Genomic DNA, 21,820 nt, shown 5'->3' with positions numbered 1-21,820 from the left:
GGCCCATCATCAGCGTCAAGCCGGGGTCTCCCCCGCCCCCGACCCTATCCAATGACCCGCCGGTAGCCCGACACCGGTCGCGTGGAATCGCGGGTGACCCCGCCTCCCCCGACCGAGGGAGCCGACGACGTCCCGCACGGCCGGCCCAGTAAACTCCCACGCCATGCGCCGGGGGTGGTTCGTCCTAGTAGCAGGCATTCTGTTCGCCTGCTCGCCCCCGCTGTCCGCCGCGGCGGACATTCCTGTAGGCGCCCCGTCGCCCGCGCCGTCGCCGACCAGCCGGGCCGAGTACATCGCCGCGCAGCTGCGCAAGGATCCCGTCTACGTCACCGACCACGCGCCCCGCGCCCTCCCCGCGGACGCCGCCGCGCGGATCAAGGCGTCCGTCGCCCGGCTCGGCGTGCCGGTGTTCGTCGCGGTCACGCTCACCTCCGGGCTCGCGGGCGACGAGCCCGGGGACTCGTTCGTGTCGCTGCTGCACGACCGCCTCGGCGAGGAGGGCGTCTACATCGCGGTCGGCCCGTCCGGCACCGGCGGCGAGGCCCGGCAGTTCGGCGGCGGGCGCGCCCTGCCCGTGGACGACGCCTGGACCGCCGCGGAGTTCGAGACGGCGTCCGACGCGGGCGCGGACGCCGTGGTGGAGCGGTTCGTCGAGATCGCCCTGTCCGGGCACGCCAGGGAGCGGCGCGACCACCCGAGCCCGCGCCCCAAGTCGAAGACGCGGCTCGCCCTGGACGCCGACGACCGGGCCGACCGCCGCGCCGACCGCATCGAGAAGGGCGCGTTCGCCGCGGGCGCCGCCGCCGGCGGCCTACCCCTGCTGGCGCTCCTCGTGTTCCGTCGCGTCCGAAAGGGACACCCACCCGCGAAGCCCCAGAACCGCACCCCGGCGAGAAAGGGAAAGCCCGCACCGAAGAAGACGAAGAAGCCCCGGACGGTGAAGCAATGACGGGCGCCGGGGCGATACGGGAAGCACCCCCTCACGTCCCTGCACCCCCTCGCGCACTCAGACCGCCCCGCGCACCCAGGCCGTCCCACGCGTTCAGGTTGCCCCGCGCGCCTGGGCTGCGGCGCGCGCTGGGGGTGCCGCTTGTGGCGCTGGCGGGTGCTGCGGCGCTTGTATGGCCCGCCGCGTCTGCTGCGGCGGGCTCGGCTCCTTCGCCTGCCGCGGCGACCACGACCGCCGGGCCTGCTGCGACCTACCCGCCCGGTGGGGAGCGTCGGCTGGAGCGGGTGGCGGCGGCGCTCGCCCGCGATCCGCTCTTCGTCGACCCCGACCTCGCGGCGGCGCTCGGGGCCGCCGACCGCGCCCGGATCGGGGCGGCCATCCGCGCCACCGCGAAGCGGGTCGGCGCGCCCGTCCACGTGATCGTGATCCCGAACCCGTCCGCGTCGGAGTCGGAGGGACGGGACGACGCGTTCCTGGCCGCCCTGCATGACCGGACGCGCCGCGACGGCATCTACCTCATGTCCGACTCGTCGGGCTGGCTTGAGGTCCGGGCGTACGAGGTCCCGCGCGAGATCGACCCGTACTCGCCGGACGAGAACCGCAAGGGCGACGGCTTCCCCGCCGACCAGGAGCATCGGTTCGCCGATCTCGCCGACCGGATCGTAAGGCGGCTGAACGCATACGCCGCCGCGCCCACCGCCGCGCCCAGCAGTCCGAGGCTGTACTCGACCCCGGCCCCCTTCGGGCAGGAGAACCGGCTGAAGCCGGCCGAGCCCGAGGTCAAGGGGCCGTTCCTGACCGGGCTCCTCCTCGCTGGGCCCGCCGGGGCGGTGGCGCTCTACTGGACGGGGCGCGGCGCCCTCGCCGCGGGCCGCAGGGTCCGGCGCGGCTCGCCCGCCGGTGCGGCCGCGGGCCTGGCAGCGGCCGCCGAGGTCGAGGCGCATCCCGGCGCGCCCGCGCGGCCGACCGTGAAGTGGCTGCGCCGCACCGCCGCGAAGGAATTGGAGCGGCTGCGGGGGGCGCTGCCCGGGTCGGAGGGGAACCCGGGGCGCCGCTACGCCGTCTCCGCCTATGACGTCGCGCAGATCCTCTTCGACGACGCAGGAGAGGACGCCGAGCGCCCGCTCGACCTCGTCGGCGCGATCGTGCTCGCCCGGCAGGGGCGGATCGCGCTGGCGCGGACGACCGCGCACCCGCCCGCGCCCTGCTTCGTGAACCCGCTGCACGGCGAGGCCACCGTCCGCAGGCAGATCCGGCTGGGCGGGGACGACGGCGGGCGCCGGCGCCGCCCGCTGTGCGCCGCGTGCGCCGCCGTGCCCGCGCGGGGACTGTCCGACCGGGTCCTGCGGGTCCCGGGTCCGGACGGCGACCGCCCTCACTACTCGGTGCCCGGCGTGTGGCGCGACACGGCGTGGGGCTCGCACGGCACCGACCTCGTCCCACGCGTACAGGAGTACCTCGGTGTCGACTAGACGCTCCCCGTCGGTTCCGCGCCTCGCCGCCCCATCTCCCGGCGAGAAGATCGCCGCGGCGCTGCGGCGCTCCCCGATCTACGTGGACCCCTCGCTCGCGTCCGCGCTGCCGGAGGCCGACCGGCGGCGGCTGATCGCCAGGTTCCGCAAGGTGCCCGTGCCCGTGTTCGTGGTGCTGGTCCCGCTGGTCAAGGGCGGCACCTGGAGCGACGACGAGCAGCTCGCGACGGTCGTCCACGACCGGCTGGGCCGGGACGGCGTCTACATCACCTTCCGCGAGTCCGGCGACGAGCTCGGGGCGCGCGAGTGGGGCGGCGACCACCAGGCGCGCGACGCGGCCTGGGCGGTCTCCCTGGACCGGGCCATGGACGACGCGCCGCTCGCGGCGCGGCTGACCCGGATCGCCGACCTGATCATCTCCGGCACGGGCACCAGCGAGTACAAGCGGATCTCCGCGGAGATCGACAGGCGGTACCGGGCGAGCGGCGGCCGCTCCGCCGAGCCCGCCGCCGGGAAGGACGGCGGTCCGGGGCTCGCGCTGCCGCTGGGCGCCGGGGCCGCCGTCGCCGCCGCGGGCGTCGCCGGGTTCCTCGTGTGGCGGCGGCGCCGGATGGCGGCCGTCAAGCGGGCGGACGGCGGGCTGCTGCTGCCCCGGAAGGTGTTCGCCACCGCGCGCCGCGCGAGCGAGGACCAGCTCCGCGAGCAGGCGTCCCGGGAGGTCCTCGCGTTCGGGGAGCTGCTCGACCGGACGGACGCGCCGGTGTCGGACGAGCGGGCCGGCGCGCTCATGGCCCTGGCCCTGGACGCCTACCAGGCCGCCGGGAAGACTCTGGACGCGGCGGCGGGCGTCCCCGACCTGGCCGGGGTGCTCGTCCTGGTCGACCAGGGGCGCGACGCGCTGGCCTCGGCCGTGGCCGTCGCCGAAGGCGGCGCCGAGATCCCGCCGAGCCCGCTGTGCTTCTTCAACCCGCTGCACGGGGACGCGGCGTCCGCCGTGGACTGGCGCGCTCTCGGCACCCGCCGCAGCCTGCGGGTGCGGTGCTGCCGGGCGTGCGCGCGGACCGTCCGCGACAAGGAGACCCCCGACATCCTGATGGACCGCCGCGACGGCCGGGACGTGCCCTACTTCGAGGCCGACCCCGAGCGCAGCGTGTGGGCCGAGACCGGCTACGGGCAGCTCCGCGACGACCTCGTGCACCGCGTGCTGCGCGGCGACCTGCGGCGCGGCACCGGCGGGTGACACCGATCCCGTCCCAGCGCGGAGCTCGGGCGAGACGCGCCCGGTGACGGCCCCTGATCCCGGCGGGCCGGGATCAGGGCGGTGTCCCGTTGCGTCAGGGGGCCAGCATGTCCGCCGTCAGGTTGGCCTCGGTGCCGGGGATGCCCTGGTCGCCGGCGCGCTTGTCGGCCATGGCGAGCAGGCGCCTGATCCGGCCGGCGATCGCGTCCTTCGTGAGCGGCGGGTCGGCGAGCTGCCCGAGCTCCTCCAGCGACGCCTGCTTGTGCTCCAGCCGCAGCCGGCCCGCGTTGACGAGGTGCTCGGGCGCGTCGTCGCCGAGGATCTCCAGCGCGCGCGCCACCCGCGCCCCCGCCGCGACGGCCGCGCGGGCGGAGCGGCGCAGGTTCGCGTCGTCGAAGTTCGCGAGGCGGTTCGCGGTCGCCCGCACCTCGCGGCGCATCCGCCGCTCCTCCCAGGCCAGCACGCTGTCGTGCGCGCCGAGCCGGGTGAGCAGCGCGCTGATCGCGTCGCCGTCGCGGACCACGACCCGGTCGACCCCGCGGACCTCGCGCGCCTTGGCGTGGATCTTCAGCCGGCGGGCCGCCCCGACCAGCGCGAGCGCCGCCTCCGGGCCCGGGCAGGTCACCTCCAGCGACATCGACCGGCCCGGCTCGGTCAGCGAGCCGTGCGCCAGGAACGCCCCCCGCCAGGCCGACTCGGCGTCGCAGGCCGCCCCCGCGACCACGTGCCGGGGCAGCCCGCGGACGGGACGGCCGTTGTTGTCGATCAGCCCGGTCTGGCGCGCCAGCGACTCGCCGTCGCGGAACACCCGCACGACGTACCGGTTGCCCTTGCGGAGCCCGCTCGGCGCCAGCACCACCACCTCCGAGGTGTGCCCGAACACCTCGGCGATGTCCTTGATGAGCCGCCGCGCCGCCACCCCGGTGTCGATCTCGGCCTCGATCACGATCCGCCCGCTGACGAGATGCAGACCCCCCGCGAAGCGCAGCAGCGTCGAGACCTCGGCCTTGCGGCAGCACGGCTTCAGGACCGTCAGCCTGCTCAGCTCGTCTTTGACCACACCGGTCATCGCCATGGATGAACCCTCCCCCTATCGGACTTCAAGCAGTCTGGCCGATGACGGCCCGCCCGGACGTCACTCACTGAATATCTGTACGAAGGCTTGGGCCAGACGGGCGGGTTCATGACGCGGCGAGCCGTCGTCCGCGGCCACCTCGGCGAGCACGAGCCGCCCGCCGAGCGCCTGGACGGCCTTGTCGAGCGCCTCCGGATCGTCCACCACGCCGCTGTCGGCGAGGACGACGTCCACGCGCAGGTCGGGGGCGTGCGCCTGGAGGACCTCCAGATGCGCCTGGGGGGAGAAGTCGTCGGTCTCGCCGGGCTGCGGCGCGAGGTTCAGCGCGACGACGCGGCGGGCGCGGCTGGAGGTCAGCGCGCGGGCGAGGGCGGGCACCTTCAGGTGCGGCAGGACGCTCGTGAACCACGATCCGGGGCCGAAGACGATCCAGTCGGCGTCCTCGACGGCGGCGAGGGCCTCCGGGCACGCGGGCGGGTCCGCCGGGACGAGCGAGACGCCGAGCACGGCGCCCGGCGTGCTCGCGCAGGCCACCTGGCCCTTCACCTGGCTGATCTCGTCGGGGCGCGCCGGGTCGGCGCCGCGGACCTCGGCGACGATGTCCATCGGGACGGCCGCCATCGGCAGCACCCGGCCGTGCGCGCCGAGCAGCCGGCCCACCCAGTCCAGCCCGGCGACGGTCGAGCCGGGCCCGTCCCCGCCGAACAGCTCCCACAGCGCGACGATCAGCAGGTTGCCGACCGCGTGGTCCTTGAGGTCGCCGTCGCTGCGGAACCGGTGCTGGACGACGTCCCGCCAGGTCTGCCCCCACTCGTCGTCCCCGCACAGCGCGGCCAGCGCCATCCGCAGGTCGCCGGGCGGCAGCACGCCGAGCTCGCGGCGCAGCCGGCCGCTCGAACCGCCGTCGTCGGCGACCGTGACGACCGCCGTCAGCCGCTCGGTGACCGCTCGCAGCGCCGACAGGGAGGCGTACAGTCCGTGGCCGCCGCCGAGCGCGACGACCTTCGGGCCCTCCGAAATCACCGTGCCGCTACTCTCCTCGTCCCGGACCCGGGCCGGATCCCGGGCCGCGGGCTCTCACTCACGGCCGAGGTCACGATGGGCCACCTGCACCTCGATGGCCTCGTCCCGCAGCCGGGCGGCGATCTGTTCCGCCATGGCCACACTACGGTGTTTACCGCCGGTACAGCCCACGGCGAGCGTCACGTAATGCTTGCCCTCGCGCTCGTAGCCGTCGGCGAGGAGCCGCAGGACCTCGGCGTAGGCGTCGAGGAACTCCTTGGCGCCGCGCTGGCTCAGCACGTAGTCGCGGACGGCGGCGTCGCGGCCCGTCTTCGGCCGCAGCTCCGGCACCCAGTGCGGGTTCGGCAGGAAGCGGCAGTCGACGACGAGGTCGGCGTCGACCGGCAGGCCGTACTTGTAGCCGAACGACACCACGGTCGCGCGCAGGCTCGACTCGCCGGTGTCGTTGCCGAAGAACCCGATGATCTTGTTGCGCAGCTCGTGCACGTTCAGCCCGCTGGTGTCGATCACCAGGTCGGCCTCCGCGCGGACCTCCCGGACCAGCTCCCGCTCCCGCGCGATGCCGTCCACGAGGCGCCCGTCGCCCTGGAGCGGGTGCGGGCGGCGGACGCTCTCGAACCGGCGGACCAGGTCGGCGTCGCTCGCCTCCAGGAACACCACGCGCGGGTGGACGCCGCGCGCCTCCAGCTCGGCGATCGAGGAGTGCAGGTCGTCGGTGAACGCGCGGCTCCGCACGTCGACGACGACCGCGATCCGCGGCACCGCGTCCTTCACCCGCCCGCCGAGGTCGGCCATCGTGGCCAGCAGCCCCGGCGGCAGGTTGTCGACCACGTACCAGTCGAGGTCCTCCAGGGACTTGGCCGCCGTGCTGCGGCCCGCCCCCGACATGCCGGTGACGATCACGATGTCCGGGATCTTCGTATCGGTGGTCATGCGCGCCTCCCCCTGTGCTCCCCGTCCGCGCCGGCGCCGTGCAGCGCGGCGACGATGCCCTCCGCGCTGCGCAGGCCGATCCCCGGGACCTCGGCGACCTGCTCGGGCGTCGCCTCCTTCAGCCGCTTCACCGAGCCGAAGTGTTTCAGCAGCGCCGCCCGCCGCGCCGGGCCCAGACCCGGAACGTTATCGAGTTCGCTCACCGTCATGGACTTGGACCGCCGCTGCCGGTGGAACGTGATCGCGAACCGGTGCGCCTCGTCGCGGACCCGCTGGACGAGGAACATGCCCTCGCTGTTGCGCGGCAGGATGACCGGGTCGTCCTCGCCGGGGAGCCAGATCTCCTCCAGCCGCTTGGCGATCCCGCACACCGCGATCTCGTCGAGGCCCAGCTCGTCCAGGGCCCGCTGCGCCGCCGCCACCTGCGGCGGGCCGCCGTCGACGACCACCAGGTTCGGCGGGTAGGCGAACTTGCGGGGCCGCCCGGTCTCGGGGTCGATCGGCTGGTGGGCGCCCGGTTCGGCGTCCGCCGCGTCGCCCGCCGGACCGGCGGCCGCGGCCGGCTCCAAAGCGTCGGCGTCGGCGGCCTCGGTGGTCTCGGCGGCCTCGCCCAGGGCGTCCAGCTCGCCCATCTTCTCGCTCTCCGCCAGGTAGCGGCGGAACCGGCGGCTGATCACCTCGTGGATGGAGCGGACGTCGTCCTGCCCCTCCACCGCCTTGATCGAGAACCGGCGGTACTCGCTCTTGCGGGCCAGGCCGTCCTCGAAGACGACCATGGACGCCACGACGTTCGTGCCCTGGAGGTTCGAGACGTCGTAGCACTCGATGCGCAGCGGCGCCTCGTCGAGCTCCAGCGCGTCCTGGATCTCCTGGAGCGCCCGGCTGCGGGTGGTCAGGTCGGACGCGCGGCGGGTCTTGTGCTGCTTCAACGCCTCGTGGGCGTTGCGGGCGACCGTCTCCAGCAGGGCCTTCTTGTCGCCGCGCCGGGGCACCCGGAGCCGGACGGGCCCGCCGCGCTGCTCGCTCAGCAGCTCGGTCATCGCCTCCTCCTCGGGGGGCTCGGCGGGGACGAGGACCTCGCGGGGCACCGAGTCGCTCTCGCTGTAGATCTGGATGAGGAAGTGCTCGACCAGGTCGGCGGTCGTGACGTCCTCGACCTTGTCGACGACCCAGCCGCGCTGGCCGCGGATCCGGCCGCCGCGCACGTAGAACACCTGGACGGCCGCCTCCAGCTCGTCCTCCGCGAACGCGATCATGTCGCAGTCGGTGGAGTCGGCGAGGACGACCGCCTGCTTCTCCAGGGCGCGCTCCAGCGCGCGGATGTCGTCGCGGAGCCGGGCGGCGCGCTCGTACTCCTGGGAGGCCGCCGCCTCGCGCATGTCGCGTTCGAGGCGCTTGATGAAGCGGCTGGTGTTGCCCGCCATGAAGTCGCAGAAGTCCTCGGCGAGGAGGCGGTGCTCCCGCGGGGAGACGCGGCTCACGCAGGGCGCCGAGCACTTGCCGATGTAGCCGAGCAGGCACGGCCGGTCGAGCTGGTGCTGCCGCTTGAACACCCCGGCGCTGCACGTCCGGACGGGGAACACGCGCAGCAGCTGGTCGACCGTCTCCCTGATCGCCCACGCGTGGGAGTACGGCCCGAAGTAGCGCACACCCTTCCGCTTGGCGCCGCGCATCACCATCACCCTCGGGAACTCCTCGTTCAGGGTGACGGCCAGATACGGATACGACTTGTCGTCGCGGTAACGGACGTTGAACCGGGGGTCGAACTCCTTGATCCAGGAGTACTCCAGCTGGAGCGCCTCGACCTCGGTGGCGACGACCGTCCAGTCGACGCGGGCCGCCGTCCGCACCATCGTCTGGGTGCGCGGATGCAGCGCGGAGAAGTCGGCGAAGTAGGAGTTCAGCCGGGAGCGCAGGTTCTTCGCCTTGCCCACGTAGATGACCCGGCCGTGCTCGTCGCGGAAGCGGTACACCCCGGGCGATTCTGGAATGGACCCGGGTGCGGGTCGGTAGGTCGCCGGATCTGCCACGGGAAAAGCCTAGTGGCCGCCACCGACACGCCGTGCGCCCCGCGACCCCCGGCGGTCCCCCGCCAGGGTGACGGACGTCTCGTCCGCGGCCCGGATGATGGCGGAAAGATCGGATAGGGGGATTCGGACCCGCACAAACCGCACACTCGGAGGAGGTCGGTGCGCACGTGTCCGCACTCTGGGCATGGATCATCCTGGCGGCCGTCGTCGCCACGTCCGTGATCGTCGTCGAGGGGGGCCGCCGGCTGCTCGCCGGGCGGCTGTCGGCGCGCTGGCCCTCGGTGGGCCGCGTGGCCCGGCGCTGCGCGTCGCCGGCGTTCGCGTTCGCGGCCGTGGTGAGCACCAACGCCGCGATGCCCTACCAGTACATGCCGGACGGGCCGGACCGGGCCGTCGAGCACGCGCTGCGGATCGCGGCCATCGGCGCCACCACCTGGCTGGTCCTGCGGATCGCCTACGCGCTCACCGACCCGCCGCTGAACCGGCTGATGCGCATCGAGGGCGAGCGCAACCGGCGCGCCCGCCGGGCCCGCACCCAGATGATGCTGCTGCGCCGCATCGCGTCCGTGGTGGTCGTCGTGCTGGCCGTCGGCGCCGCGCTGTTCACCTTCCCGGACGTCCGCGCCGTCGGTGCCGGCGTGCTGGCGTCCGCGGGCGTCGCCGGCCTCGTCGTCGGCATCGCGGCCCGGCCCACGCTCGGCAACCTGCTCGCCGGGCTCCAGCTCGCGTTCAGCGACGCCCTGCGGCTGGACGACGTCGTGGTCGTCCAGGGCCAGTGGGGGCGCGTCGAGGAGCTGACCCTGTCGTACGTGGTGGTCTGGCTGTGGGACGACCGGCGGCTGATCCTGCCGGTCTCCTACTTCACCGAGCAGCCGTTCGAGAACTGGACCCGGCACAGCAGCCGGGTCATCGGGTCGGTCGAGCTGCACGTGGACTGGACCGTTCCACTGGACGAGCTGCGCACGGAGCTGCACTCGATGCTGAAGGAGCACCCGCTGTGGGACCGCCGCGAATGGGTGCTCCAGGCCACCGACGTCCAGCCGAACGGCCTGGTGACCGTCCGCGCCCTGATGAGCGCCGCCGACTCGGCGAGCGCCTGGGACCTGCGCTGCGACGTCCGCGAGCACCTGATCGCCTACATCCGGGAGCACCACCCGCAGGCCCTCCCCCGCTTCCGGACCGATCCCGACGACACGCTCGGCGGCGGCCTCGACTCCCCCGGCGGCGGCCCGGACGCCGACGGCGGGCGGCACGCCGGGGAGGCGACCGCGGGCCAGGGCAGCAAGGACGAGGGCCCGCGGAGCGGCGGCTCCGAGGCCGGCGGCTACGCGATGGCGGGAGCCCGGAACTTCGACCGGAACCCTGGGCGCTGACCGGCTGGGAGCCTCGGCGGGCACCGAGCGGGAGCCTGGAGCGTGACCGGCCGGAGGCCCCGGCGGCGACCGGGCCGGCCCGCGGCGGGACGGCCCGGTGCGCACGGCGCCGGTCAGGCGAGCGTGATCTTGCCGCCGGTCACGGTGACCTTCTTCGCGGCGAGGGGCTCCTTGGCCGGCGGGGTGACCACCGAACCGTCAGTGATCTTGAACTTGCTGCCGTGGCAGGGGCAGTTGATCGTGCCGCCGGAGACCGAGCCCACACTGCACCCGCGGTGGGTGCAGGTGGCGGAGAACGCCGTGAACTGACCCTGCGTCGGCTGGCACACCACCACCTTCTCGGACTCGAAGACCTTCCCGCCGCCGACGGGGATCTCGCTGGCCGAGCCGAGCTCCTTCCCGCCCGCGCCGCCTCCGCCGCCGGACCCGCTGGAGCTCTGCCCGCCGGCCGAGCCCCCGTCGCCGGACGAGTCGTCGTCCGACCCGCCGCACGCCGCCGCCAGCCCGGCGACGCCCGCGAGCCCGACTCCGATGAGGAGCCCGCGCCGGCTGCTGTTCCCGGCCTGGGTCCCGGTGTCCGGCCGCTCCAGCGCCTCGGCCGTCGTCTCGGAATCCTGTGCCATCGTCTCCGCCCTCCGGTTGGTCACTCTGGTCTCACGCATCACTCGGGAGCACGGATCCCGGCGGCCGGTGGTTCAATTCAAAACTAATTCGCCGGAAGTCGCCAGGCCAGGCGTCGTGCCGTCCCCCCGGGGGCCCATGCTCCCCGACGGCTAGCGCCCGGCCCGCACCGGCGCGCCGGGACCGTCCCGGCCGGGGTCCGGCGGCGGCACCGGGGCGGTGGAGAACCGGGCCGTCCGCGGGTCGCGCTCCGCGCCGGTCCGCCGCGTCAGGACGCCGTAGAGCTCGGGCCTGCGGCCGCTCAGCCAGCGCCGTCCCGTGGAGAGCGGCAGGAGCCCGAGGTCCAGGTCGGCGGTCACCCGCGCGTCCTCGGCGGCCCACGTCTCGGCGAGGATCCGGCCGTAGGGGTCCAGGATCATCGCGTTCCCGGTCCGCACCTCGTCGTCGTCACGCCCGACACCGTTGCTGAACAGGACGAACAGTCCGTTGTCGTGCGCGCGGGCGGGCAGCCAGCGCATCAGCCATCCCCGCCCGTTCGGGCCCCGGAACTCGGCCTCGACCGCCGCCGGGTCGTCGTGCCGCGCGTCCCAGAGCCGCGTCGGGATCGGCTTCATCCCGTGCGGGCTGCGCGAGGCGGTCCCCCCGGTCTGGTGCGGCGCGACCAGCACCGATGCGCCCAGCAGCGCGGTCGCCCGCACGTTCTCCACCAGGTTGTTGTCCCAGCAGATGAGGACGCCCACCCGGACTCCCCACGGCGTGTCGAACACGGTGTAGTCATCCCCGCTGGAGATCGCCTCGTGCTCGAAGAGGTGCAGCTTGCGATGGCGGTGGACGGTCCCGTCCGGCATGCAGACGGCGTAGGAGTTGTACAGCCGCCCGTCCTCCCCCGCCTCCAGGAACCCGGCGCCGATCGCCAGGCCCAGCTCCCCCGCCAGCTCGCGGACGGCGGTGACGGACGGCCCCGCCAGCGGCTCGGCCAGCTCCCGGAGCCGTCCGGCGGTGTGCCGGCGCAGGTGCCAGTACCCGAGCAGGCACATCTCGGGGAAGGCGACCATCTGGACGCCGTCCTCCGCCGCGGCGCGGGCCTGCTCGCGCACCCGGGCCAGGTTGTAGGGCTTGTCGTCGGGCCGGTGCTCGAACTGCACGGCCGCGCAGCGCAGCGTCGCCGCCTCGTCCATGGATCTTCCCCGCTTCGGTCGGTCGGTCCGGAACGCGTCCAGCGAACCGCCGGGGGGTTCGATTCGTCCAATGAAAGCTTGACCGCCTTGCATAACTTGGCGGAATGGACATCCGGTTGCTGCGGGCCTTCCTCGCGGTCGCGGAGCACGGGACCTTCGGCCGCGCCGCGGCGGCCTCGTCGGTGACGCAGCCCGCGCTGACCAAGCAGATCCAGGCGCTGGAGGCGCGGGCCGGCGGCCGCCTCCTCCACCGCGGACGGCACGGCGCCGCCCTCACCGAGCTCGGCGCGGCGCTGCTGCCCGAGGCGCGGGACCTCGTCCGCCGCGCGGACGCCCTCGCCCGGCGGATGGACCGGCTGGCGCGCGGCGAGATCGGCCGCCTCGCCGTCGGCTTCGGGATGTCGAGCATCGAGCTGGCGCCGCGGGCCGTCGCCGAGTTCCGCCGCCGCCGTCCGGACGCCGACGTCACGCTGGACGACATGTCCACGCGCGTGCAGGTGGAGCGGCTGGAGGCGGGCGAGCTGGACGTCGGCTTCGTCCGCCTGCCGGTCGACGAGCGCTGGGGACGCCTCGCCCTGCGCACCGACCGCCTGGCCCTCGCCGTCCCGCTCCCCCCGCCCCCTGGAGGCACGACGCCCGGATCCGGCTCGGCGGACCTACCGCCCGGATCCGGCTCGGCGGACCTACCGCCCGGATCCGGCTCGGCGGACCTACCGCCCGGATCCGGCTCGGCGGGGCTACCGTCCGGGCCGGGCGCTCCGGATCTACCGGCTCGGGCGGGCTCGGTGGACTTACCGGCCGGGCCGGGTGCCTCGGGGGCGGTGGGGGTCGATGGGCTCCCGGACGGGGTGCGGGCGCGGCCGTTCGTGCGGCTCGCGCGGGCCAAGGGGCCGGGCCTCGCCGAGCAGGTCGAGCGGTTCCGGGCCGCCGCCGGGATCACCGGGCCCGTCGTGCAGGAGGCGCACGACCTCCAGACCGTGCTGGCACTGGTCGCGGCCGGCGTCGGCTGCGCCCTCGTACCGGCGGGCGCGCGGCCGATCACGCCGCCGCAGGCCCGGCTCCTGCCGATCGCCCACCCGGCGGCGGAATGGCGCGTCGGGGTGATCTGGGACCGGCGCTCCCCCGGCCCGCTCGTCCGCGCCTTCCTCGGCGTCGTCCGGGAGCTGGAGCCGGCGCGCGACCCGCGCCGGCCCCTCCCGAACTGAGGATCCTCAGTTGAGGATCTTGGCGAGGAACTGGCCGGTGTGGCTGGCCTCGACCTTCGCGACCTCCTCGGGGGTGCCGGTCGCGACGACCGTGCCGCCCCGGGAGCCGCCCTCGGGCCCCATGTCGATGATCCAGTCGGCGGTCTTGATGACGTCCAGGTTGTGCTCGATCACGAGCACCGTGTTGCCCTTGTCGACCAGCCCGTTCAGCACGCCGAGGAGCCTGCGGATGTCCTCGAAGTGGAGCCCGGTGGTCGGCTCGTCCAGCACGTAGATCGTCCGGCCGGTGGAGCGCTTCTGCAGCTCGGCCGCCAGCTTGACGCGCTGCGCCTCGCCGCCCGACAGCGTCGGCGCGGGCTGCCCGAGCCGGACGTAGCCGAGGCCGACGTCGTTGAGCGTCTTCAGGTGCCGGTGGATCGCCTTGATCGGCTCGAAGAACTCGGTGGCCTGCTCGATCGGCATGTCGAGCACCTCGGAGATCGTCTTGCCCTTGTAGTGGACCTCCAGGGTCTCCCGGTTGTAGCGGGCGCCGTGGCAGACCTCGCAGGGCACGTAGACGTCCGGCAGGAAGTTCATCTCGATCTTGATGGTGCCGTCGCCCGAGCAGTTCTCGCAGCGGCCGCCCTTGACGTTGAAGGAGAACCGGCCCGGCTGGTAGCCGCGCACCTTCGCCTCGGTCGTCTGCGCGAACAGCTTGCGGATGTGGTCGAACACGCCGGTGTAGGTCGCCGGGTTGGACCGCGGGGTCCGCCCGATCGGCGACTGGTCGACGTGGACGACCTTGTCGAGCTGGTCGACGCCGTTGACCCGCCGGTGCTTGCCGGGCACCGTCCGCGCGCCGTTCAGCTGCTTGGCCAGCGAGTTGTAGAGGATGTCGTTGACCAGCGTGGACTTGCCCGACCCAGACACGCCCGTCACCGCGGTGAGGACGCCGAGCGGGAACGTCACGTCGACGTTGCGCAGGTTGTTCTGCTGGGCGCCCTTGACGGTGATCTCGCGGCCCTTGGTGCGCGGGCGCCGGATCTGCGGGACGGCGATCTCGCGGCGGCCCGACAGGTAGGCGCCGGTCAGCGACCGCTCGGAGTTCCGCAGGTCCTCCACGGTGCCGGACACGACGATCTCGCCGCCGTGCTCGCCCGCCCGCGGGCCGATGTCGACGATCCAGTCGGCGGCGGCGATCGTGTCCTCGTCGTGCTCGACGACGATCAGCGTGTTGCCCATGTCGCGGAGCCGGAGCAGCGTCTCCAGCAGGCGGTGGTTGTCGCGCTGGTGCAGGCCGATGGACGGCTCGTCCAGGACGTAGAGCACGCCGACGAGGCCGGAGCCGATCTGCGTGGCGAGCCGGATGCGCTGCGCCTCGCCGCCCGCGAGGGTCGCGGACGCGCGGTCGAGCGTCAGGTAGTCGAGGCCGACGTCGAGCAGGAACCCGAGCCGGGCGTTGATCTCCTTGAGGACGCGCTCGGCGATGTGCGTCTCGCGCTCGTTCAGCTCCATCGCCAGCAGGAACTTCGCGGCCTCGCCGATCGGCATCGCGGCGACCTCGGCGATCGACATCCCGCCCATGGTGACCGCGAGCACGACCGGCTTGAGCCGGGCGCCCTTGCAGGTCGGGCACGGGATCTCCCGCATGTAGCCCTCGAACTTCTCCCGGCTGGAGTCGCTCTCGGACTCGGCGTGCCGCCGCTGGATGTAGGGGATCACGCCCTCGTAGGCGGTGTAGTAGGAGCGCGTGCGCCCGTACCGGTTCTTGTAGCGGACGTGGACCTGGGTCTCGTGCCCGTTCAGGATCGCCTTGCGCGCCTTGGCGGGGAGCTTCTCCCACGGCGTGTTCAGGTCGAAGCCCATGGCGTCGCCGAGGGCCGACAGCAGCCGGAGGAAGTAGTCGCTGACGTGCCCGTTCGACCACGGCTGGATCGCGCCCTCGCCGAGGGTGAGCTCCGGGTCGGGGACGACGAGCTCGGAGTCGACCTCCATGCGGGTGCCGAGGCCGGTGCAGTCGGGGCAGGCGCCGTACGGGGAGTTGAAGGAGAACGACCGGGGTTCCATCTCCTCGAACGACAGGTCGTCGTACGGGCAGTACAGGTGCTCGGAGTACATCCGCGTGCGGTGCTCGTCGTCGTCCGGGAGGTCGACGAAGTCGAGGACGATCGTGCCGCCCGCGAGGCCGAGCGCGGTCTCGACCGAGTCGGCGAGCCGCTGGCGCGCGGAGTCCTTCACCGAGAGCCGGTCGACGACGACGGAGATGTCGTGCTTCTCCTGCTTCTTCAGCTTGGGCGGCTCGTCGAGCCGGACGGCCTGCCCGTCCACCAGCGCCCGCGAGTAGCCCTTGGACTGGAGCTCGCGGAACAGCTCCAGGTACTCGCCCTTGCGCCCGCGGATCACCGGCGCCAGGACCTGGAACCGGGTGCCCTCGTCGAGTTCGAGGACGCGGTCGACGATCTGCTGCGGCGCCTGCCGGCTGATCGGCCGGCCGCACTCGGGGCAGTGCGGGTGCCCGATGCGGGCGTACAGCAGCCGCAGGTAGTCGTAGACCTCGGTGATCGTCCCGACCGTCGACCGCGGGTTCTTGCTGGTCGACTTCTGGTCGATGGACACCGCGGGCGACAGGCCCTCGATGAAGTCGACGTCGGGCTTGTCCATTTGGCCGAGGAACTGCCGGGCGTAGGCCGACAGCGACTCCACGTACCGGCGCTGGCCCTCGGCGAAGATCGTGTCGAACGCCAGGCTCGACTTCCCGGACCCCGACAGACCGGTGAACACGATCATGGAGTCCCGCGGCAGGTCGAGCGAGACGTCCTTCAGGTTGTGCTCGCGTGCTCCACGCACGATGAGTCGGTCATGCACGGCGTAACTTCCCGGTTCCTCTTCTGGGCGCGGTGACGAGACAGGTCGGTCTCAAGGCTAGTGAGGGGGTACGACATTCCCCCGAGTCCATAACAGCGGCGGGCGCCGCCGCATTTCGTCGGTGCCCCCGCCCCTCCCCCAAGGATCCGGACGGCACTCTCGCACCGTACACGTGTTCGAACACCGCTTGCCACCGCAACCCGCCAACCTCCGCTGAGGCCCTCCTCACTCCCCTCCGCCAGGGGTCTCGTCGTCGAGGGCGAAGGAGAGGTAGCGGTCCGCGGAGCGGCGGACGGCGCCCGCGCCGTCCGTATAGACGATCTTGCGCCACCAGGCGCCGTAGACGCGGTCGAACGCGTAGGGCTCCAGCAGCCGCAGGGCCCGGCGGACCGTGCGCGGCCGCTCGGGGATGTAGTTCGGGTAGGAGTACATGAAGCTGACCCAGTCCCGGTCGTTGGCGACCTGGAGGATGTCGCCCGAGAACAGGGCGCGGGCGTCCCGCCAGTGCAGGACCTGCCCCCCGTCGAAGTGGACGCCGGCGTTGACCAGGGTGAGGCCGTCGGCGATCTCCTTGGTCTCGCCCTCCCAGAACACCACCGCGTCGTCCGGGCGGGCGATCCAGGCGCGGTCGGCCGCGTGGACGTACACCGGGGCGTCGAACGCGTGCGCCCACTCGATCATCGACCCGTAGAAGTGCGGGTGGCTGATCGCGATCGCCGAGACGCCGCCGAGGTCGCGGACCCGCCGGACGAGGTCGTCGTCGATGTAGGTGACCATGTCCCACAGGACGTTGCCGGACGGCGCCCTCAGCAGCAGGGCGCGCTGCCCGATGGCCGTGGCCGGCTCGGTGCCGACGCCGGCGACGCCCGGCCCCTCCTCCTCGACGCGGCCGCGGTGCCCGGCGGCGCGGAGCCGCTCCAGCGTCGTCCAGGTCTGGCCGTCCCAGCCGACGTACTGGCGCTCGTCCTCGCAGATCGGGCAGTCCGGGCGCGGCTCCGCGTACTGGACGCCGCAGGTCGTGCAGATCGGGAAATCCATGGCCGCCATTGTCCGGGCGGACGGCGGGCGGGCGGCCCGCGGGCCCGCACCGGACAAGATCAAGTCTGGTCCGCCGCCGCGGCATGCGGGAGGATGGGGGCTTCCGTGGAGCGAGGGGGGCGTCGTGGAGGACTGGCGGAACGTCGTCGGCGAACTGGACCTGGGCGTGGAGCGCCTGATCGTCACGTTGTCGAAGCTCGGCGACGACGACCTGCGCGGCCCCTCGGCCCTGCCCGGGTGGACGCGCGGCCATGTGGCCACCCATGTCGCCCGCAACGCCGACTCGCTGTGGAACCTGCTGGAGTGGGCGCGTACGGGCGTGGAGATCCCGCAGTACCCGAGTCTGGAGGCGCGCAACGCCGACCTGGAGAAGGGCGCCGGGCGGAGCGCGGGCGAGCTGATCGAGGACGTCCGGGCGTCGGCCGCGCGGTTCTCGGAGCAGGCCCGGGCGCTGCCCGAGGACGCGGCGGGCGCGGAGGTCCGGGCGATGCTGGGCTGGACGCATCCCGCCTGGTACACCGTCCTGCGCCGCTGGCACGAGGTGGAGGCCCACCACGTCGACCTCGCCGCCGGGTACGGGCCCGCCGACTGGCCGGAGCCCTACGTCCGGTGGGCGCTGACCGGCACGCTCACCGATCTGGCCGCGCTCCCGGAGGCCGCGCGCGGGGAGCTGGCCGGGCACCGGCTCGTCGCGACCGACTACGGCCGGACCGCCGAGCTCGGCTGGACGCCCGGCGGCCCCGAGGCGTCCGGGTCGGGGCGGGCGCTGCTGGGCTGGCTGAGCGGCCGCTCGCACGGCGCCGGCGTCGCGCTGCGCCCGGACGGGCCGCTCCCGGTCCCGCCGCCCTGGCCGCACCCGCCCGCGGGCTTCTAGCCGCGCGCGGGCCCGCTGGGGGGGCCGCGGGGGTCAGTCGTCCCGGCCCGTGAGGCGGTGGAGCGCGTCCACCGACCGGATGACGATCATGTTGCGGGCGACGGTGAGGCCGTCGCGGACCGGGTCGGCGGCGAGGATCTGCGCGACCTTGCGGCGGCCCATGCCCGCCCAGCGGCCGAGGTCCTGCTGCGAGATGGGGATCTGCACCTGCCAGCCGTCCTCCGCCGTGCCCGCCGTGCCCGCAGCGCCCGAAATGCCCGCCGTGCCGTTGCGGCGCTCCCGGCCCAGCGGCGAGCCGAAGCGGGCGGCGAGGCGCAGCAGGCGGCTCGCGAGGCGGCGCTCGGGGTCGTCGGGGAAGTGCGCGACGCGCAGCTCGTTGGCGTCGCGGAGCCGTTCGGCGAGGACGGCCGCGACCGCCCAGGCCGCGCCGGGATGGCCGTCCAGGACGCTCCGGAACCGGGCGGCGGGCAGGACGAGGGCCTCCACCGGGGTGAGGGCCTCGACGTTGGCGTGCCGAGTCCCGCCGTCGACGGCCTCTAGCTCCCCGACGACGTCGCCGGGGCCGAGGACGTCCAGGATGCCGATCTCGCCGCCCCGGTCCACCCAGACCTTCACGGCCCCGGTGCGCAGCACGAACACCTGGGACGCGCGGGTGTGCTCGCGCGTCAGGAAGGCGCCCGGCCGGATCAGCACCGTCGTGCCCGTCCGGCGCAGGGCCTCCCGGGCGCGCTCGGGCAGCACGTCCCAGAACCGGGTGGTCTCCATTCCGCCTCCTCGCCGGACCGGCCGCGTCCGGCAGCAGCGGGGCACGACGCCCCGACTCCAGTACACGCGGCGGCGCGGCGGCGGACTGCGTCGCCGGTCACACGTCGAGCGACATCTCCTCCAGCCACTTGTCGAGGGCCCGGGCGCGGCGGGCCGAGTCGGCGGCGGCCGCGGAGTCGCCGAGGGCGAGCTGGGAGTCGCGCAGCAGCTCCAGCGCCTGGCGGCGGCCGCGGTGGTCGTCCATGTCGCGGCGGATGACGATCTCGGCGCCGAGGTGCTCGGCGGCGCGGGCGTGCTTGCCGAGCCGCTGGGACGCGCACGCCATCGTGTGCAGCGCGTACGCCTGCTCCCAGGTGTCGCCGAGCTCGGTGGCGAGGTCCAGGGCGCGCCGCCCGGCCTCCAGTGCCTCGTCCGCGCGGCCGAGGTCGAGGTAGATGTCGGCGAGGTGGGCGAGGGCGGTGCCCTCGCTGTGCCGGTCGCCGACCTCGCCGAGGACGCGCAGCGCCTCCCGCTCGATCTCCAGGGCCTCCTCCGGGCGGCCGCTGCGGCGCAGGACGGCGGCGAAGGTGTCCATCCCGACGCCCATCCCGTAGGAGTCGCCGGTGTCGCGGCGGATCCGCAGGGCCTGCCGGGCGGCGCGCTCGGCGTCCTCGGGCAGGCCGAGCCGCAGGTAGGTGCGGGCGAGGCTGCCGAGCGTCCCGGCGAGGCCGGCCTGCGCGCCGAGGTGGTGCCACAGGTCGAGGGCCTCCAGGCCGAGGACGAACGCCTCCTGGTAGCGCTCCAGGCGGCGCATGACCACCGACAGGTGCTCCAGGTCGTGGGCCTCGCCGTGCTGGTCGCCGATCTCGCGGCGGATCTCCAGCGCGCGGAGCAGGTGCTCGCGGGCCTCGCGGTAGCGGCCGAGGCGCCAGTGCACGATGCCGATCTGGGCGAGCGCCTCCGCCTCCCCGTGCCGGTCGCCGGTGTCGCGGTGCAGGCGCAGCGCGTCGCCGCAGTAGGTGAACGCCTCGGCGAACCGCGTGGCGTCGCACATCAGCATGCCGAGCGTGGTCAGCGCGCGCGCCTCCCCGTGGCGCGCCCCCAGCGCCCGGTAGGCGCGCAGGGCCTGGTCGGCGTCCCGCCGGGCCATCTCGCGCAGCCCGAGGGAGCCGTTCATCCGCGCGAGCTCGGTCAGCGCCTGCGCGGCGCCGTGCCGGTCGTCCTCGTCCTGCCGGATGTAGAGGGCCTCCAGCGCGTGCGACACCGCCTCGTGGACGTTGCCCTGGCGCCGGTGGACCTGCGCCACGGTCAGCAGGGTCCCCGCGACGCCGGGCTGGTCGCCGATCCGGCGGCGGACGTCCAGCGCCTGCCCGGCGTGGCGCAGCGCCTGCTCGTAGTCGCCGAGCCCCAGGAGGGCGCGGGCCAGCGTGTCGTGCGCCTTGGCGACTCCGCCGTCGTCCCCCTCCTGCCGGTAGGCGGCGAGGGAGCGGCGGGCCGGCTCGATCGCGGTGAGGTAGCGGCCGAGGGAGGCGTGGACGTCGGCGAGGGTGGCGAGCGCGGCCGCCTCGCCGTACCGGTCGGGCGGGTCGCCGGCGCGGAAGCCGCGCCGCGCGTCCTCCCCGTAGCCGATGGCCTGCACGGAGTGCCCCAGCTCGAAGTGCGCGACGGCCAGGTTGTGCAGCATGACGGCCGCCGCGCCCCAGTCCTCCTCGGTGCGGGCCGCGCGCAGCCCCACCTGGTGGACGGCGATGTTGTCCTCGCCGTACCGGCGGAACTGCTGGAAGTCGAACAGCGCGTCGGCCAGCTCCCAGCAGGTGCGGTGCAGGCCGAGGCGGGCCGCCTGGTGCACCGCGGCGACGAGGTTGCGGCGCTCGGACTCGAACCACGCCAGGCCCTCCGCGCGGGCGGCGGCCGAGGGAGGGCGCCCCCGCGGCCCTCCCTCGTGCACGGCGGGCTCGTGCACGGCGGGCTCGTGCACCACGGGGCGGCGCCGGCCGCCGAGCGCCGCGCCCGCCGCGCGGGCCTCGGCGAGGTACCAGGCGAGCAGCCGCCGCTGCGCCGCGAGCAGGTCGCTGTCGGCGTCCTCGCGGAGCCCCCGCTCCCGCGCGAAGTCGCGCAGCAGGTCGTGCATGCGGTACCGGTCCGGGCCGACGTCGCGCACCAGGTACGCCTGCCGGAGCCCTTCCAGGCACTCGCGGGCCCGGTCCACGGTCCGGTCCGTGAGCGCCGCGAGCGCGGCGGGGGTGAAGTCGGGGCCGGCGACGAGGCCGAGCCTGCGGAACGCCTCGCGCTGGTCGCGGCGGAGCCCGCGGTAGGCGACGTCGAAGGTCGGGTCGAGGACGCTCTGCAGCTCCGGCCCGGCGGCGCCCGGCGCGGCGGGGTCGTGCAGCCCCGCCTCGTGCGGACCCGCGCCGGACAGGGCCGCCGCGTAGGGCGCCGCCTGCGCGTCCCGGGCGGCGAGCTGCCGGACGGTCCCGGCGATCGACTCGCCGGGGTTCTCGGCGAGCTTGCCTGCCATGACGGCCAGGGCGAGCGGCAGGTGGCCGCACTCCCGGGCCAGCCGGACGACGGCGCGCTGCTCGTCCCGGACGCGGGGGTCCGCCGGCCCGAGGACGCCGGCGATGAGGTCCACGGCCTCCTGGGTGGCCAGCTCCCGCAGCTCCAGCGCCCGGACGTCGGCGCCCTCCAGCAGGGCCGGCAGGCGCCGGCGGCTCGTCACGATGACGAGCCCGGAGGTCGTCGCCGCCAGCAGCGGCCCGACCTGGTCGGCCCGCACCGCGTTGTCGAGGATCAGCAGCATCCGCCGGTCGGCCAGCAGCGACCGGCACTGGGCGGCCAGCTCCGCCTCGGCGCGCGGGATCTGGTGGCCGGGCACCCCGGTGGCGCGCAGCACCTGCCCCATCGCCTCGGCGGGGGTGGCGGGGCTGCGGGTGGTGCCGCGCAGGTCGGCGAACACGATCCCGTCGGGGAAGCGGTCGGCGACCCGGTGCGCCCAGTGCAGCGCGAGCGTCGTCTTGCCGACGCCCGCCATCCCCTGGACGACCACGGCGCGCGGCCACTCCGTCTGCGCGACGAGCATGTCCAGCTTGCCCAGGCTGACGTGGCGGCCCACGAAGAACGGGTTGTCGGCGGGGAGCCGCACGCCGGGCGGCCGCCGGCCGGACGCCTCCAGGCTCACGGGGGCCCGCGCCGCGATCCCCGCGTCCGCGGGCTCCGGCGCG

General features: G+C 74.6%; 16 protein-coding genes. 6 read left to right on the top strand and 10 right to left on the bottom strand.

The genetic code is table 11. The features are described from left to right. Positions 1-163 precede the first annotated feature (163 nt). The 3 genes from E1300_RS27320 to E1300_RS27310 all read left to right on the top strand — a co-directional run bounded on the left by E1300_RS27320 (position 164) and on the right by E1300_RS27310 (position 3,661). A complete protein-coding gene (locus tag E1300_RS27320; protein WP_131759942.1) occupies positions 164-949 on the top strand; it encodes a hypothetical protein in 786 nt (261 codons plus the stop codon). 284 nt (positions 950-1,233) lie between these two features. Continuing rightward, positions 1,234-2,421, top strand: a complete 1,188-nt coding sequence (locus E1300_RS27315) for a hypothetical protein (RefSeq protein ID WP_131759941.1) — start codon at positions 1,234-1,236, stop codon at positions 2,419-2,421. Next, complete coding sequence (locus tag E1300_RS27310; protein ID WP_131759940.1) at positions 2,411-3,661, top strand: hypothetical protein; 1,251 nt, start codon at positions 2,411-2,413, stop codon at positions 3,659-3,661. Before E1300_RS27315 ends, E1300_RS27310 begins: the two co-directional genes overlap by 11 nt. Positions 3,662-3,755: 94 nt before the next feature. On the opposite strand, the gene whiA is transcribed toward E1300_RS27310, so the two are convergent. The 4 genes from whiA to uvrC are packed head-to-tail and all read right to left on the bottom strand — an operon-like array spanning position 3,756 to position 8,722. Then, on the bottom strand, positions 3,756-4,736 hold the full coding sequence (whiA, locus tag E1300_RS27305; protein WP_021595674.1) for a DNA-binding protein WhiA: 981 nt from the start codon (positions 4,734-4,736) through the stop codon (positions 3,756-3,758). A 60-nt stretch (positions 4,737-4,796) separates the two neighbouring features. Continuing rightward, positions 4,797-5,756, bottom strand: coding sequence for a gluconeogenesis factor YvcK family protein (locus E1300_RS27300; RefSeq protein ID WP_131759954.1), 960 nt, complete (start codon positions 5,754-5,756; stop codon positions 4,797-4,799). A 57-nt stretch (positions 5,757-5,813) separates the two neighbouring features. Further along, positions 5,814-6,692, bottom strand: a complete 879-nt coding sequence (gene rapZ, locus E1300_RS27295; protein WP_131759939.1) for an RNase adapter RapZ — start codon at positions 6,690-6,692, stop codon at positions 5,814-5,816. Next, complete coding sequence (gene uvrC / locus E1300_RS27290; protein ID WP_131759938.1) at positions 6,689-8,722, bottom strand: excinuclease ABC subunit UvrC; 2,034 nt, start codon at positions 8,720-8,722, stop codon at positions 6,689-6,691. Before uvrC ends, rapZ begins: the two co-directional genes overlap by 4 nt. Positions 8,723-8,889: 167 nt before the next feature. Here uvrC and E1300_RS27285 point away from each other — a divergent pair, with 167 nt between their 5' ends. Further along, positions 8,890-10,095 carry a mechanosensitive ion channel family protein gene (locus tag E1300_RS27285; protein WP_242619420.1) on the top strand — a complete coding sequence of 402 codons (1,206 nt, stop codon included), beginning with the start codon at positions 8,890-8,892 and terminating at the stop codon, positions 10,093-10,095. Positions 10,096-10,208: 113 nt separating this feature from the next. On the opposite strand, the gene E1300_RS27280 is transcribed toward E1300_RS27285, so the two are convergent. Both E1300_RS27280 and E1300_RS27275 read right to left on the bottom strand, forming a co-directional pair. After that, positions 10,209-10,718: a Rieske (2Fe-2S) protein gene (locus E1300_RS27280; protein WP_131759937.1), complete on the bottom strand. Its 510-nt coding sequence runs from the start codon at positions 10,716-10,718 to the stop codon at positions 10,209-10,211. Between the two features lie 150 nt (positions 10,719-10,868). Beyond that, complete coding sequence (locus E1300_RS27275; RefSeq protein ID WP_131759936.1) at positions 10,869-11,894, bottom strand: nitrilase family protein; 1,026 nt, start codon at positions 11,892-11,894, stop codon at positions 10,869-10,871. A 104-nt stretch (positions 11,895-11,998) separates the two neighbouring features. Here E1300_RS27275 and E1300_RS51775 point away from each other — a divergent pair, with 104 nt between their 5' ends. Next, complete coding sequence (locus E1300_RS51775; RefSeq protein ID WP_207399980.1) at positions 11,999-13,099, top strand: LysR family transcriptional regulator; 1,101 nt, start codon at positions 11,999-12,001, stop codon at positions 13,097-13,099. A 6-nt stretch (positions 13,100-13,105) separates the two neighbouring features. Here the strand turns inward: E1300_RS51775 and uvrA are convergent, their stop codons facing one another. Together uvrA and E1300_RS27260 are read right to left on the bottom strand one after the other, a co-directional pair. Further along, positions 13,106-15,943, bottom strand: coding sequence for an excinuclease ABC subunit UvrA (gene uvrA, locus E1300_RS27265; RefSeq protein WP_131759935.1), 2,838 nt, complete (start codon positions 15,941-15,943; stop codon positions 13,106-13,108). A 225-nt stretch (positions 15,944-16,168) separates the two neighbouring features. Continuing rightward, positions 16,169-16,981, bottom strand: a complete 813-nt coding sequence (locus tag E1300_RS27260; RefSeq protein WP_207399979.1) for an MBL fold metallo-hydrolase — start codon at positions 16,979-16,981, stop codon at positions 16,169-16,171. A 124-nt stretch (positions 16,982-17,105) separates the two neighbouring features. Between E1300_RS27260 and E1300_RS27255 the strand changes: the two genes are divergently transcribed. Next, on the top strand, positions 17,106-17,855 hold the full coding sequence (locus tag E1300_RS27255; protein WP_207399978.1) for a maleylpyruvate isomerase family mycothiol-dependent enzyme: 750 nt from the start codon (positions 17,106-17,108) through the stop codon (positions 17,853-17,855). A 33-nt stretch (positions 17,856-17,888) separates the two neighbouring features. On the opposite strand, the gene E1300_RS27250 is transcribed toward E1300_RS27255, so the two are convergent. Together E1300_RS27250 and E1300_RS27245 are read right to left on the bottom strand one after the other, a co-directional pair. Further along, positions 17,889-18,620 carry a Crp/Fnr family transcriptional regulator gene (locus E1300_RS27250; RefSeq protein ID WP_131759932.1) on the bottom strand — a complete coding sequence of 244 codons (732 nt, stop codon included), beginning with the start codon at positions 18,618-18,620 and terminating at the stop codon, positions 17,889-17,891. Positions 18,621-18,717: 97 nt separating this feature from the next. Continuing rightward, positions 18,718-21,820, bottom strand: a 3,103-nt coding sequence (locus E1300_RS27245; protein ID WP_131759931.1) for a tetratricopeptide repeat protein, incomplete at its 5' end; no start/stop codon positions are given.

It is taken from the genome of Actinomadura fibrosa, assembly GCF_900659615.1.
Classification (GTDB): domain Bacteria; phylum Actinomycetota; class Actinomycetes; order Streptosporangiales; family Streptosporangiaceae; genus Spirillospora; species Spirillospora fibrosa.
This window is presented reverse-complemented; position numbering and strand designations above follow the sequence as displayed.

Coding starts and splice junctions, on each gene's coding strand:
- whiA (WP_021595674.1), bottom strand. CDS start 4,736: ATGGCGATGACCGGTGTGGTCAAAGACGAGCTGAGCAGGCTGACGGTC.
- E1300_RS27280 (WP_131759937.1), bottom strand. CDS start 10,718: ATGGCACAGGATTCCGAGACGACGGCCGAGGCGCTGGAGCGGCCGGAC.
- E1300_RS27275 (WP_131759936.1), bottom strand. CDS start 11,894: ATGGACGAGGCGGCGACGCTGCGCTGCGCGGCCGTGCAGTTCGAGCAC.
- E1300_RS51775 (WP_207399980.1), top strand. CDS start 11,999: ATGGACATCCGGTTGCTGCGGGCCTTCCTCGCGGTCGCGGAGCACGGG.
- rapZ (WP_131759939.1), bottom strand. CDS start 6,692: ATGACCACCGATACGAAGATCCCGGACATCGTGATCGTCACCGGCATG.
- E1300_RS27250 (WP_131759932.1), bottom strand. CDS start 18,620: ATGGAGACCACCCGGTTCTGGGACGTGCTGCCCGAGCGCGCCCGGGAG.
- E1300_RS27260 (WP_207399979.1), bottom strand. CDS start 16,981: ATGGATTTCCCGATCTGCACGACCTGCGGCGTCCAGTACGCGGAGCCG.
- E1300_RS27320 (WP_131759942.1), top strand. CDS start 164: ATGCGCCGGGGGTGGTTCGTCCTAGTAGCAGGCATTCTGTTCGCCTGC.